Annotated in this window: 12 protein-coding genes; 7 read left to right on the top strand and 5 right to left on the bottom strand. The window is 74.3% G+C overall.

Features of this window, described 5'->3' with window-relative positions; translation table 11 throughout:
* The first annotated feature begins 228 nt into the window (after window positions 1–228).
* Window positions 229–1,743: a 30S ribosomal protein S1 gene (rpsA, locus tag AB0398_RS19515; protein WP_030325237.1), complete on the top strand. Its 1,515-nt coding sequence runs from the start codon at window positions 229–231 to the stop codon at window positions 1,741–1,743.
* Window positions 1,744–1,845: 102 nt separating this feature from the next.
* Here the strand turns inward: rpsA and AB0398_RS19520 are convergent, their stop codons facing one another.
* A complete protein-coding gene (locus AB0398_RS19520; protein ID WP_366376650.1) occupies window positions 1,846–2,793 on the bottom strand; it encodes a right-handed parallel beta-helix repeat-containing protein in 948 nt (315 codons plus the stop codon).
* Between the two features lie 259 nt (window positions 2,794–3,052).
* Between AB0398_RS19520 and AB0398_RS19525 the strand changes: the two genes are divergently transcribed.
* From AB0398_RS19525 to AB0398_RS19535, 3 genes are all read left to right on the top strand, one after another.
* Entirely contained in the window at window positions 3,053–3,991 is a 939-nt protein-coding gene (locus AB0398_RS19525; RefSeq protein ID WP_366376652.1) for a PAC2 family protein, read from the top strand.
* A gap of 31 nt (window positions 3,992–4,022) precedes the next feature.
* Entirely contained in the window at window positions 4,023–4,628 is a 606-nt protein-coding gene (gene coaE / locus AB0398_RS19530; protein ID WP_366376654.1) for a dephospho-CoA kinase, read from the top strand.
* 122 nt (window positions 4,629–4,750) lie between these two features.
* Complete coding sequence (locus tag AB0398_RS19535; RefSeq protein WP_366376656.1) at window positions 4,751–5,119, top strand: tetratricopeptide repeat protein; 369 nt, start codon at window positions 4,751–4,753, stop codon at window positions 5,117–5,119.
* A 55-nt stretch (window positions 5,120–5,174) separates the two neighbouring features.
* Here the strand turns inward: AB0398_RS19535 and AB0398_RS19540 are convergent, their stop codons facing one another.
* Window positions 5,175–5,447 (bottom strand): DUF6343 family protein, encoded by a 273-nt coding sequence (locus AB0398_RS19540; protein ID WP_366376658.1) that lies wholly within the window; start codon window positions 5,445–5,447, stop codon window positions 5,175–5,177.
* 101 nt (window positions 5,448–5,548) lie between these two features.
* Window positions 5,549–5,884 carry a hypothetical protein gene (locus AB0398_RS19545; RefSeq protein ID WP_366376660.1) on the bottom strand — a complete coding sequence of 112 codons (336 nt, stop codon included), beginning with the start codon at window positions 5,882–5,884 and terminating at the stop codon, window positions 5,549–5,551.
* 323 nt (window positions 5,885–6,207) lie between these two features.
* Between AB0398_RS19545 and AB0398_RS19550 the strand changes: the two genes are divergently transcribed.
* From AB0398_RS19550 to AB0398_RS19560, 3 genes are all read left to right on the top strand, one after another.
* Window positions 6,208–9,129, top strand: coding sequence for a DEAD/DEAH box helicase (locus tag AB0398_RS19550; RefSeq protein ID WP_366376662.1), 2,922 nt, complete (start codon window positions 6,208–6,210; stop codon window positions 9,127–9,129).
* Window positions 9,126–10,397: an SWIM zinc finger family protein gene (locus tag AB0398_RS19555; protein WP_366376664.1), complete on the top strand. Its 1,272-nt coding sequence runs from the start codon at window positions 9,126–9,128 to the stop codon at window positions 10,395–10,397. Before AB0398_RS19550 ends, AB0398_RS19555 begins: the two co-directional genes overlap by 4 nt.
* Window positions 10,398–10,559: 162 nt before the next feature.
* Entirely contained in the window at window positions 10,560–11,351 is a 792-nt protein-coding gene (locus tag AB0398_RS19560) for a chaplin (RefSeq protein ID WP_366376666.1), read from the top strand.
* Between the two features lie 47 nt (window positions 11,352–11,398).
* Here the strand turns inward: AB0398_RS19560 and AB0398_RS19565 are convergent, their stop codons facing one another.
* Together AB0398_RS19565 and AB0398_RS19570 are read right to left on the bottom strand one after the other, a co-directional pair.
* Complete coding sequence (locus tag AB0398_RS19565) at window positions 11,399–12,076, bottom strand: DUF2293 domain-containing protein (protein WP_366376668.1); 678 nt, start codon at window positions 12,074–12,076, stop codon at window positions 11,399–11,401.
* Between the two features lie 11 nt (window positions 12,077–12,087).
* Window positions 12,088–12,546, bottom strand: a complete 459-nt coding sequence (locus AB0398_RS19570; protein ID WP_366376669.1) for a hypothetical protein — start codon at window positions 12,544–12,546, stop codon at window positions 12,088–12,090.
* Between the last annotated feature and the right edge of the window lie 58 nt (window positions 12,547–12,604).

A 12,604-nucleotide genomic window follows, 5' to 3' on the forward strand; every position in this document is an offset into this window, starting at 1 on the left:
GCATTGACCCTGTCCGGCCGCTTCCGTATGCTAAAGGTTGCGCTGCGGGTCTGCGTGCCTCAGACGGAGCAGGCCGCGCTCGTACCTGGTATATGTCCCCTCGGTTTTCGAGGCTCTTCCCGTCCGCGGGCAGGGAGTCTCATTGGCTGTCCGGCTTCTTGGTGCGATACGGGCTCACGGCGTAGCAGTACCTACGACTTTCTGTCCGTAACCGGAGCCCTTTCCCACATGACGAGCAGCACCGAGACCACCGCCACCAGCACCACCCCGCAGGTTGCGGTCAACGACATCGGTAACGAGGAAGCCTTCCTCGCCGCGATCGACGAGACGATCAAGTACTTCAACGACGGCGACATCGTCGACGGCGTCATCGTGAAGGTCGACCGGGACGAGGTCCTGCTCGACATCGGTTACAAGACCGAAGGTGTCATCCCGAGCCGCGAGCTCTCGATCAAGCACGACGTCGACCCGAACGAGGTCGTCAAGGTCGGCGACGAGATCGAGGCCCTGGTTCTCCAGAAGGAGGACAAGGAAGGCCGCCTGATCCTCTCGAAGAAGCGCGCCCAGTACGAGCGCGCCTGGGGCACCATCGAGAAGATCAAGGAAGAGGACGGCATCGTCACCGGTACCGTCATCGAGGTCGTCAAGGGTGGTCTCATCCTCGACATCGGCCTCCGTGGCTTCCTGCCGGCCTCCCTCGTCGAGATGCGTCGCGTCCGCGACCTCCAGCCCTACGTGGGCAAGGAGCTCGAGGCGAAGATCATCGAGCTGGACAAGAACCGCAACAACGTGGTCCTGTCCCGCCGCGCCTGGCTGGAGCAGACCCAGTCCGAGGTCCGCCAGACCTTCCTCACGACCCTCCAGAAGGGTCAGGTCCGCTCCGGCGTCGTGTCCTCGATCGTCAACTTCGGTGCCTTCGTGGACCTGGGTGGCGTCGACGGCCTCGTGCACGTCTCCGAGCTGTCCTGGAAGCACATCGACCACCCCTCCGAGGTCGTCGAGGTCGGCCAGGAGGTCACCGTCGAGGTTCTCGACGTGGACATGGACCGCGAGCGCGTCTCCCTGTCGCTGAAGGCGACCCAGGAGGACCCGTGGCAGCAGTTCGCCCGGACCCACCAGATCGGTCAGGTCGTCCCGGGTAAGGTCACCAAGCTGGTTCCGTTCGGTGCGTTCGTCCGCGTGGACGAGGGCATCGAGGGTCTGGTCCACATCTCCGAGCTGGCCGAGCGCCACGTGGAGATCCCGGAGCAGGTCGTCCAGGTCAACGACGAGATCTTCGTCAAGGTCATCGACATCGACCTCGAGCGCCGCCGCATCAGCCTCTCGCTGAAGCAGGCCAACGAGTCCTTCGGTGCAGACCCGGCCTCGGTCGAGTTCGACCCGACCCTGTACGGCATGGCCGCGTCCTACGACGACCAGGGCAACTACATCTACCCCGAGGGCTTCGACCCCGAGACCAACGACTGGCTCGAGGGCTTCGAGACCCAGCGCGAGGCCTGGGAGACCCAGTACGCCGAGGCGCAGGCTCGCTTCGAGCAGCACCAGGCCCAGGTCATCAAGTCCCGCGAGGCCGACGAGGCCGCCGCTGCCGAGGGCGCTGCCGCCCCGGCCGCCGGTGGCAACGCCGGTGCGGGCATCTCGGGTGGTTCGTACTCCTCGGAGTCGGACGACAACTCCGGCGCCCTGGCGTCGGACGAGGCGCTCGCCGCCCTGCGCGAGAAGCTGGCCGGCGGCCAGAGCTGAACAGGCTCTCCGCTGAGCGCTAGTCGCTGGTGAGACCGAGGCCCGTTCCCCTCCGGGGGAGCGGGCCTCGGACGTTTTTCTGGGGATCGGGGCCCCGTCCCCTCAGGGCGTGACGGCGATGTTCGTCAGGCCCTTCCCGCCGGTCACCGTGTTCGAGGCGTACACCGTGGTCCGGCACGAGCCGCTCTGGTTGGTGACGTCGATCGCCAGCCGCCGCGGACCGGTCGCGCCCGTCAGGTTCGCGCGGTTGTCGCGGAAGACCGTCCCGCAGCCCCAGCCGCTCTGCTGGCTGTGGGTCTCGAAGCCGTTGTTCGTCGTGTTCACCCCGGTGTTGTCCTCCACCAGGACGTCGTTGCCCTTCACGTCGACCCAGGAGTCGTCGTAGTTGGCGCCGGTCAGCCCGCGCCCGTCGAAGGTGTTGCCGACGATCCGCGCCCCCGTCGTGCCCTCCTTGATGTCGACGCTCTCGCCGCCCACGTCCGGCCCGATGACGTTGTTCAGGATCTGCGCGCCGTCGCTCCGGTCGGAGAGGTCGTTGGCGGTGCCGACGTACACCCCCTCGCCCATGCCCCGGCCGTCGTTCCCGGTGTCGTAGATCCGCGAGTTCTTGAGGACGCCGTTCCTGCTGGAGTTGCGGAAGTGCACGCCCTCCATGGTGAGGTTGTGCACGGTCACCCCGTCGATCACCACGTGGTCCGCCGAGTCGGCCATGATCCCCTTCTGGCCGCCGGTCACCGTGACCCCCTCCACCGTCCAGTACGAGGCGCCGTTCAGGTGCAGCCCGTAGCCGCCGCGGGCGGTCAGCACCGCGCGCGGGGAGCCGGTCAGGGTGATCCGGGCGGCCGGGGTGCCCGCCGCGGTGGCCTTGAAGTTCCCGGTGTACGTGCCGTCCGCGAGGTGGATCGTGTCGCCGGGGCGCGCGGCGGTGAGTGCCGACTTGAGCTGGGCGGCGGTCGTGACCTCGATGGTCGCCGCGGCGGCCGGAGCGGTCGCGAGGGGAACGGCGAGGAGCGCCGGGAGGAGGGGAAGGAGCAGCGTGCGAGGGCGCATGGGGGTGCCTTCCGGGGCGGGAGCGGGGGTGTCCCCGTCGGGGTGCACGGGGCGGGAGCGGGGGCGGTCCCCGCTGGGGTGCACGGGGCGAGAGGGCAGGACGCGGCGCTGTCCGGAGACGGTAGGGAGCCGCCCTGACCGTGTCAAGGTCTGGACCAATGGCCGGAGTTCGGGCCGTCGCCGCCGAAAGATCGCACCTCCGGGAATGGCGGCGCCGCCCGGCGCGTTCCCAGAGAGAACACGAGGAGGAGCGGTAATCGTGCTTGATCCGCAGGATTTGTACGAATGGGACCCGAAGGGCGTGGCCGTCGTCGACATGGCTCTGGCACAGGAGTCGGCCGGCCTCGTCATGCTGTACCACTTCGACGGCTACATCGACGCGGGCGAGACCGGCGAGCAGATCGTCGAGCGCGTGCTCGACACGCTTCCGCACCAGCTGGTGGCCCGCTTCGACCACGACCGGCTCGTGGACTACCGGGCCCGCCGCCCGCTGCTGACCTTCCGGCGCGACCGCTGGACCGCGTACGAGACGCCGTCCCTGGAGGTCCGCCTCGTGCAGGACGCCACCGGCGCCCCCTTCCTCGTCCTCTCCGGCCCGGAGCCGGACGTGGAGTGGGAGCGGTTCGCCGCCGCCGTCCAGCAGATCGTCGAGCGCCTCGGCGTGCGCCTCTCCGTCAACTTCCACGGCATCCCCATGGGCGTGCCGCACACCCGCCCGGTCGGGCTCACCCCGCACGGCAGCCGCACCGACCTCATGCCCGGCCACCGCAGCCCCTTCGACGAGGCCCAGGTCCCCGGCAGCGCCGAGTCGCTCGTCGAGTACCGGCTCACGGAGGCCGGCCACGACACCCTCGGCGTCGCCGCCCACGTCCCGCACTACGTGGCCCGCTCGCCGTACCCGGACGCGGCCCTGACCGCCCTGGAGGCCGTCACCGCCGCCACGGGCCTCGTCCTCCCCGGCATCGCCCACTCCCTGCGGACGGAGGCCCGCCGCACCCAGACCGAGATCGACCGCCAGATCGGCGAGGGCGACGAGGAACTGGTGGCGCTCGTGCAGGGCCTGGAGCACCAGTACGACGCGGTGGCCGGGGCCGAGACCCGGGGCAACCTCGTCGCGGAGCCCGCCGACCTGCCGTCGGCGGACGAGCTGGGCCGCGAGTTCGAGCGCTTCCTCGCGGAGCGGGAGGGCGACGCGTAGCACCGCCGGGGCAGGCCCTAAGCTGCCGCTCATGCTGAAGGTGGGCCTGACCGGCGGGATCGGCGCCGGCAAGAGCGAAGTGTCACGGCTGCTCGTCTCGTACGGGGCCGTGCTGATCGACGCGGACCGGATCGCCCGCGAGGTCGTGGAGCCCGGCACCCCGGGGCTCGCGGCCGTCGTGGAGGCCTTCGGCGACGGCGTCCTCACCCCGGAGGGGACGCTCGACCGGCCGAAGCTCGGCTCCGTCGTGTTCGCCGACGCCGAGCGCCTGGCCACCCTCAACGCCATCGTCCACCCCCTGGTCGGAGCCCGGTCCGCGGAGCTGGAGAGCCGGGCGGAGACCGGGGACGTCGTCGTCCACGACGTCCCCCTGCTCACCGAGAACGGACTCGCGCCCCTCTACGACCTGGTCGTGGTCGTGGACGCGTCCCCCGAGACCCAGCTCGACCGGCTCGTACGGCTCCGGGGCATGGACGAGTCGGAGGCCAGGGCCCGGATGGCGGCCCAGGCCGCGCGCGCGCGGCGGCTGGCCGTCGCGGACCTCGTGATCGACAACGACGGACCGCTCGACGCCCTCGAACCGCAGGTCCGGAAGGTCTGGGACGAGCTGGCCCGGCGGGCCGCGCCCTCCGCCTAGGACCTGCCCGGAGCCTGTTCGAGGCCTGTGCGGGGCCTGTGCAGGGCTTGTCCACGGGGGACGGACGGAATGCGGTCACCGGGTCCGGTGTTCAACCACCGGACGAGGGGAAGGATGCCATCGTGGCCGACAGCAATCCGGAAACGCACGTCATCGACTTCCGCGCCGCGGAGCACCTGCTGGCCGCGCGGGACCCCCGTGGCGCCGTGAAGCTGCTGGACTCGGTGATCGCCGCCCACCCCGAGAACACGGCCGCGCGCCTGCTGCGCGCGCGTGCCTTCTTCGCCGCCGCCCAGCTGCGTCCCGCGCAGCTGGAGTTCGAACTGGTCCTGGAGCGCGAGCCGGACAACGCGTTCGCCCACTTCGCCCTCGCCCGCACCTTCGAGCGCTCCGGACAGACCGACCGGGCCACCCGGCACTTCCGCCTCGCCGCCGCGCTCGACCCCAAGCCGGAGTACCTGGAGGCGGCGGGCTTCGACTCGCCGAACTGAGGGCGCGCGGACGCGGGACGTACGAGCTGGGGGCGTACGGGAGCGAGGGCGGCGCTCAGCGCTTCCCGCCGCTGCTCCGGTCGGGGTCGTACGGAGGGACGTCCCGGCCCGGCTGCCAGTGCGGTCCCTGCCGCATCCGGCGCACCACGAGGACCATGTCGACCAGGACCACCAGGAACAGCACCCCGCAGGCCGCGGCCCAGCCGGGGCGGCCCACCAGGGCGAACGCGATCGTGCCGAAGGCCGCCCACAGCAGCCCCCACACGCTCAGCCAGAACCGCATCCGCAGGGGACTGCGCGCGGTCACCGGCTCGTTCCCGGTCCGCATGGCGGTCACCTCTCCCGTGAGGCCCCCTCGGACCCTTCCAGCATGGACCCGCCCCGGACCGAACGGAAAACGGGCCGGAGGGGAGGCGGAGCCGGGGGCGGTCAGTGGATGACGCTGTAGCTGCGCCAGGGCAGGGTGTCCGGAACGATCCGGTCCCCGGTGTCGGACGGCAGGTAGGTGGAGTCCTCGCCCCGGCAGTCACGGGTCCGGTACAGCACGATGTCCACCATGGTGTTGTTCTCGACCTTGGTCGCGCCGGACGGTGCCAGGCGGTGGCAGCCCTTCACCGAGGGACTCGTCACCTGCACCCCCACCTCGCGCTCCGTCTCGTACTCGATCGTGCCCACGGCGGTGCGGCCGAGGCCCGAGCAGCCGGCGACGGCGAGGGTGAGCAGCACGGCCCCGGTGGCGGTCGTGAGACGCCGGCGAACGGACATGGCGGTTCCTCTTCTGTCGGGCTTCCGCCGGGCTTCTGCGGGACGAAGGACGGCGGACGGCGGTGGGCCGCGGAGGGTGGCGGCCGGCGGGCGGCGCCCCTCGGGCCCGACCCCGGTCCAGGCCCACCCTCCCGCCCGCCGGGCCCCGTGTCATCCGCTGCTGGGCCGCCCGGGGGAACCGCCCGGCGGCCACGGCCGGCGGCGGTGGCCGGACCCGGTTGTCAGACCCCACCCGTAAGGTCGGAGATCCACGTCGGACAACCGCGTCGGAGCAGGTCGGGGCTCCGTCGCACGGCGGAGAGCCTGGGGAGGAGAGCGGAACCGTGACACACACCTGGACCACCGGCGCGGCCGTCTTCCTGCCCGCCGCCCTTCCCCGCGAGGGCCGGGTCGCCTTCTGGGCCCCCGACGGCGGCGCGCTGCCCGACCCGGAGACGGCGGCCGGCGCGGAGCGCGTCGAGCTGACCGTCGCTCGGCGGCACGGCGGCGGCGCCCGGAGCCGCGGAGTCCCCGCCGTCACGCTTCCCGTCGAGGCCGCCCTGCCCCACCTCGTCGCGGCCCGCCACCACCCGGCCGCCCACCCCGCCACCGCCGGCTGGGGCGCCGCCGCCCTGCACGCCCTGCACCTGGCCGCCCGGGGGAGGCTCCTGCCGGGACTCACCGCCGACGAACTGGACGCCTGGCGGGCCGGACCCCTGGACGCCGACGACATCGCCCACCTGCGGGCCGTCGCCGCCGCCCTGCCGGCCGAGGCGTACGCCGTGCCCGTCCCCGGCCGGGGGCCGCTGCGGCTGCCCGAGCCCGAGGCCCTCGTCCGCGCCTTCCTGGACGCCGTCGCCGACGTCCTGCCCCGCACCCCGGCCGCCGCCCACGCGGTCGGGGCGCCGTTCGCCGCCCGGGCCCCGCAGCACCTGCCCCGCGCGCGGGCCTGGGCCGCCGAGGCGGCGGCCGGGATGGACGCCGGGGTCCGCGTCTCGCTCCGCCTCGACCTGTCGGCGTACGAACTCTTCGACATCGGAGTCCCCGAGGAGAAGACCGGCACGCCCGGGGAGCAGGGCGCCGCGTCCGGCGAGGAGCGCGGCGGGAGCCGCGCGGCCGTTCCCGGTCCGAACGGCGGCGAGCGCCACGCGGCCGCCGCCCTCCTCCAGGTCCACAGCCTCGCCGACCCCACCCTCGTCATCGACGCCGCGGCCCTGTGGGCGGGGGAGGGCGAGCACTTCGGCCCCCGCGCCCGGATCGACGCCGTCCTCGCGCTGCGCCGCGCCGCCCGGGTCTGGCCCCCGCTGGCCCGGTTCCTGGAGCGGGACGTGCCCGACGTCCTCGCCGTCACCGAGGACGAGCTGTACGAACTGCTCGGCCCCGCCGCCGCCCGGCTCGCCGACGCCGGGGTCGCCGTCCACTGGCCGCGCGAGCTGGCCCGCTCGCTCAGCGCCTCCGCCGTCGTCCGCCCGGCGTTCGCCGCGCCCGGCTCCGCGACCGACGGCACCTCGTTCTTCGACAGCGAGGAGCTGCTGCGGTTCGACTGGCAGCTCGCCCTCGACGGCGATCCGCTCACCGAGCGCGAGATGGACCTCCTGGCCGAGGCCCACCGGCCCGTCGTGCGCCTGCGCGACCAGTGGGTCGTCGTCGACCCCGACCTGGTCCGCAAGGCCCGCAAGCGGGAACTCGGCCTGCTCGAACCGGTCGACGCCCTCGCCGCCGCCCTCACCGGCACCGCCGAGGTCGACGGCGAGACCGTCCCCGCCGTCCCCGTCGGGGCGCTCGCCGCCCTCCGCGACCGGCTCCTGGCCGGACCCGAGGACGTGCAGGCCCCGCCCGGCCTCACCGCCACCCTGCGCGACTACCAGCTCTGCGGCCTCGCCTGGCTGGACCTGATGACCTCGCTCGGCCTCGGCGGCTGCCTCGCCGACGACATGGGCCTCGGCAAGACCGTCACCCTCATCGCCCTCCACCTGCGCCGCGCCCGCCGCGCCCCCACCCTCGTCGTCTGCCCGGCGTCCCTGCTCGGCAACTGGCAGCGGGAGGTGCGGAAGTTCGCCCCCGACGTGCCCGTACGGCGCTTCCACGGCGCCGACCGGGACCTGGACGGCACCGGGGGCGGCATCGTCCTCACCACGTACGGCACCCTGCGCACCAGCGCCGCCCGGCTGGCCGCGCACGAGTGGGGGATGGTCGTCGCCGACGAGGCGCAGCACGTCAAGAACCCGTTCTCCGCGACCGCGAGGGCGCTGCGCGAGATCCCCGCGCCCGCCAGGGTCGCCCTGACCGGCACCCCCGTCGAGAACAACCTCTCCGAGCTGTGGGCCCTCCTCGACTGGACCACCCCCGGGCTCCTCGGACCGCTCAAGGCCTTCCGCTCCCGGCACGCCCGGGCCGTGGAGAACCACGAGGAGATCGAGCACGACGAGGCCGTCGAGCGACTCGCCCGGCTCGTGCGGCCCTTCCTGCTGCGCCGCCGCAAGTCCGACCCCGGCATCGTCCCCGAGCTGCCGCCCAAGACGGAGTCCGACCACCCCGTCCCCCTCACCCGCGAGCAGGCCTCCCTCTACGAGGCGACCGTCCGCGAGACCATGGCGCGGATCGAGGAGTCCGAGGGCATGGCACGCCGCGGCCTCGTCATGAAGCTGCTGACCTCCCTCAAGCAGATCTGCAACCACCCCGCCCAGTTCCTCAAGGAGGAGGCCCCGCGCGGCCCCGGCACCGCCCGCCTCGCCGGCCGCTCGGGCAAGCTCGCCCTCCTCGACGAACTCCTCGACACGATCCTCGCCGAGGACGGGTCCGTACTCGTCTTCACCCAGTACGTGTCCATGGCGCGGCTCCTCGCCGACCACCTGGCCGCGCGCGGCGTCCCCGCCCAGCTCCTGCACGGCGGGACCCCGGTGGCCGAGCGGGAGCGGATGGTCGACCGCTTCCAGGACGGCGAGGTCCCCGTCTTCCTGCTCTCCTTGAAGGCCGCGGGCACCGGCCTCAACCTCACCCGGGCCGGCCACGTCGTCCACTACGACCGCTGGTGGAACCCGGCCGTGGAGGAGCAGGCCACCGACCGCGCCTACCGCATCGGGCAGACCCGGCCGGTGCAGGTCCACCGGCTGATCGCCGAGGGCACGGTCGAGGACCGGATCGCCGACATGCTCCGCGCCAAACGGGCCCTGGCCGACGCCGTCCTCGGCTCCGGCGAGGCCGCCCTCACCGAACTCACCGACCGGGAGCTCGCCGACCTGGTGTCCCTGAGGAGGCCCTCGTGAACCGCGCCCGGGCCGCGCGCGGGGCCGCCGCCCCCCGCCACGACGATCGCCGCCGCTCCTTCCCGCAGGTCGCGCCCCGCGAGGCCCCCGACGGGCGGTTCGCCGCCACCTGGTGGGGGAACGCCTGGGTCGACGCCCTGGAGGACACCGCCCTCGACCCGGCCCGGCTCGCCCGCGGGAGGGCCTACGCGGGACGCGGCCACGTCGACGCGATCACGGTCACCCCCGGCCGGGTCGTCGCCTACGTCCACGGCAGCCGGCCCCGCCCGTACCGCACCGAGATCAGGATGCGGACCCTCGGCGACGACGGCTGGGAGGCGTTCCTCGACGGGGCCACCGCGCGCCCCGACCACATCGCCGCCCTCCTCGACAAGGACGTGCCGCACGCCCTGGAGGCGGTCGCCGGGCTGCTTCCCGCGCCGGGCGACCTCGTCCCCGACTGCTCCTGCCCGGACGACGGCTACCCCTGCAAGCACGCCGCCGCCCTCTGCTACCAGGCCGCGCGGCTCCTCGACGAGGACCCGTTCGTCCTCTTCCTGATGCGCGGCCGCGGCGAGCAGGAGCTCCTCGCCGAGCTGACCCGGCGCAACGCGGCCCGGTCCGCCGCCGAGGCGGACGCCGCCGCGCCCCCGATGCCCACCGTCCCGGCCCGGGCCGCCCTCGACGCCGCCGGGGCCGGACTCCCGCCGCTGCCCGCCCCGCTGCCGCTTCCCGACCGGCCCGGCCGCCCGGCCGTCTTCCCGACCGGCCCGGCCGCCCCCGACCCGCTCGCGCTCGACCTCCTCGCCACCGAGGCCGCCGCCCGCGCCCACGCGTTCCTCGGCACCGGCCACGACCCGGTCGCCGCCCTCACCCCCTGGCAGGACGCGGTCCGGCTCGCCGCCGCGCACCCCGGCTCCGGCCTCACCGCCTCCACCCGCGCGCTCTACCGCGACCTGGCCCACGCCCTCGACCGCACCCCCACCGACCTGGCCCGTGCCGTCGCCGCCTGGCGGCAGGGCGGCGCCGAGGGCCTCGCGGCCCTGGAGGAGGCCTGGGACCCGCCGGCGGGCCCGTTCGACCGGGCCAGACCCGCGCTGCTCGCCGCCGGACTCCCCGCCTTCCGCCCCTGGCGCAACCGCCTCTCCGGCAGGTCCCTCCAGCTCCGCCTGGGCCGGGACGGCCTCTGGTACGGCTACGAGTCGGACGCCGACCGCGAGGACTGGTGGCCGCGCGGCGGCCCCGGCCCGGACCCCGTCGACACCCTCGACGGCCTCCTCGGACGCTGATTCCGCGACCGGCCCGGCCGACGAAGCCGAGGAGGGTCCACACTCGAACAGGTCCCACTCGTTGGGGTGAAACCCTCCGGGGGCCGGATCCGGCGCGCACGTCCGCCGCGTTGATTCGGGTACGGGCGACTGCCCGTGCACACCTCCGGAAGGCAGGAAGCCATGAGGCAGATTCGCCGAAGTGGTCTGGCCACACTGTTGGTCACGGGCGGAGCGCTCGCCCTCTCGGCGGGCGCCGCGCACGCCGACGCCGGCGCCCAGGGCGCCGCGGTCGGTTCGCCGGGAGTCGGTTCCGGCAACACGGTTCAGCTGCCGGTGCACGTGCCGGTCAACGTCTGCGGCAACACGGTCAACGTCGTCGGGCTGCTCAACCCGGCCTTCGGCAACAGCTGTGCCAACGTCTCGGACGGGCCGACGGGTTACGGATCGGACGACGACGGCCGCTCCCACTCCCACAAGGACGAGCCCGGCACCCCGCGCGGCGGAGAGCAGGCCGGCGGTTCCGGAGGCGGCGCCCAGAGCGGCGGCTCCTCCAACGGCGGCGGTTCCACCGCCGAGGGCCAGGCCCAGGGATCGCCCGGCGTCCTCTCCGGGAACGGCCTCCAGCTCCCCGTCGACGTCCCCGCGAACGTCAGCGGGAACTCGGTCAACGTGGTCGGCATCGGCAACCCGGCCTTCGGCAACACCGCGGTCAACGGCCCCTCGAAGCCGGCCCAGCCGATCGAGACGCCGACGCCGCGCCCGCAGACCCCCGTGCGGAACATCCCGGCCCCGCAGACCGTGCCGCCCACCCCCGCCCCGGCCCCCGCGCCGCAGGGCGAGACGGGCGAGGCCGCGCTGGCCCACACCGGTTCGTCGGACGGCCTCGGCTACGCCGCTTCGGGAAGCGCCGCGCTGCTCCTCGGCGGCGCCCTGCTGTACCGCCGCGCGCGCCGCGCCGGAGACCGGGCCTGAGGAAGCGCCCCGCGCGGCGGGACCGGCGCGCGCCGACGCCCGAGCCGTCAGCCGCGCGCGTCCCCGCCGCCACCGCTCCAGGCCCGGAGCACCGCCTCGATGGCGGGCGCGACCCTCGTCCGGGCCTGGTGACGGGGCACCCCCTGCATCAGCAGGGTGTCGTACGGGGTGTCGACGTGCCGTACGCCGGCCTGTACCGCGGCGGTCACCGCGCCGTGGTCGAGCGAGCGGCCCGCGGCCGTGCGCCCCACCCGCCCGCTGCCCTTCGCCGAGGCGTGGGCGGCGATCTCGCCGGCCCGGTCCACCGGGCAGGACGGGAAGAGCCGCAGGATCTCCGCCCGGAGGGCGGCGGTCACCTCGGTGTCGAGGACCGCGCGCCGCGCCGCGTCCCGGGCCCGCCGCCTGGCGCGCGCCTCCGCGTCCGCCAGACAGGTCCGCTCCGCCGCGGCCAGCGCCGCCTCCTCGACGAGGAGGCCCTGGCGCTCGTACCGGGTGCGGCGCCGGTTGTGCCGTACCACCACCGCCCAGAGGGTGCTGCCCTCGCGGGCGCGGCGGGTGAGGGCCGTGTCGCCCCGGGGCAGGAAGACCAGGTGTCCGAGGTCGGCGCAGTCGAGGCAGACCGGCGCGTTGAATTCGAGGATCATCCGCTCCAGCGGCCCCCGGCGGCACTCCGAGCAGCGGCGGCGCTTGAGCGGTTCGACGACGACCGGCGCGACGAGGTCCACGGCCGCCCCCGTCAGCGGACGCCGGGCGCGGCGGCGGCGACGAACAGGGCGAGGGCCTCCTTCGCCCGCTCGGAGCGGCCGGCGCGGTCCGCGATTCCCACCGCCTCGTGCATGCAGTGGGTCTCCTCGAAGGCCCTCTCCGCCAGGCGCCGGGTCTCGGGGTCGTCGCACACCAGCTGGACGCGGAAGAGGGCCTGCCGGGCGGCGGTGCGCTGCCGGTAGGAGGCGTAGCGCGACTCCTCCGCCTCCTCCGAACCGGGCTCCTCGGCCGCCCGGAACCAGCGGTCGTTCTGGCTGTGCCGGTAGTCGACGACCGCGCCGGCGAAGGCGCTGTAGGTCGCGATCCGCTCCTGCCGGAGCTGTTCGGACCGGGCGAGCGCGGCCGTGCGCTCGGTGGCCCGCGCCTGGAACCAGTGGGTGAAGACGACACCCAGCAGGGTTCCCACCACGGCTATCAGCGCAGCGTCCATGACCGGCCGCCCTCCCGTTTCCCTCGACCGCCCGACCCCTTGATCATGACAGCCGGGA

The sequence above is a fragment of the Streptomyces sp. NPDC086147 genome (assembly GCF_040702165.1).
In the GTDB taxonomy this organism is placed as follows: Bacteria; Actinomycetota; Actinomycetes; order Streptomycetales; family Streptomycetaceae; genus Streptomyces.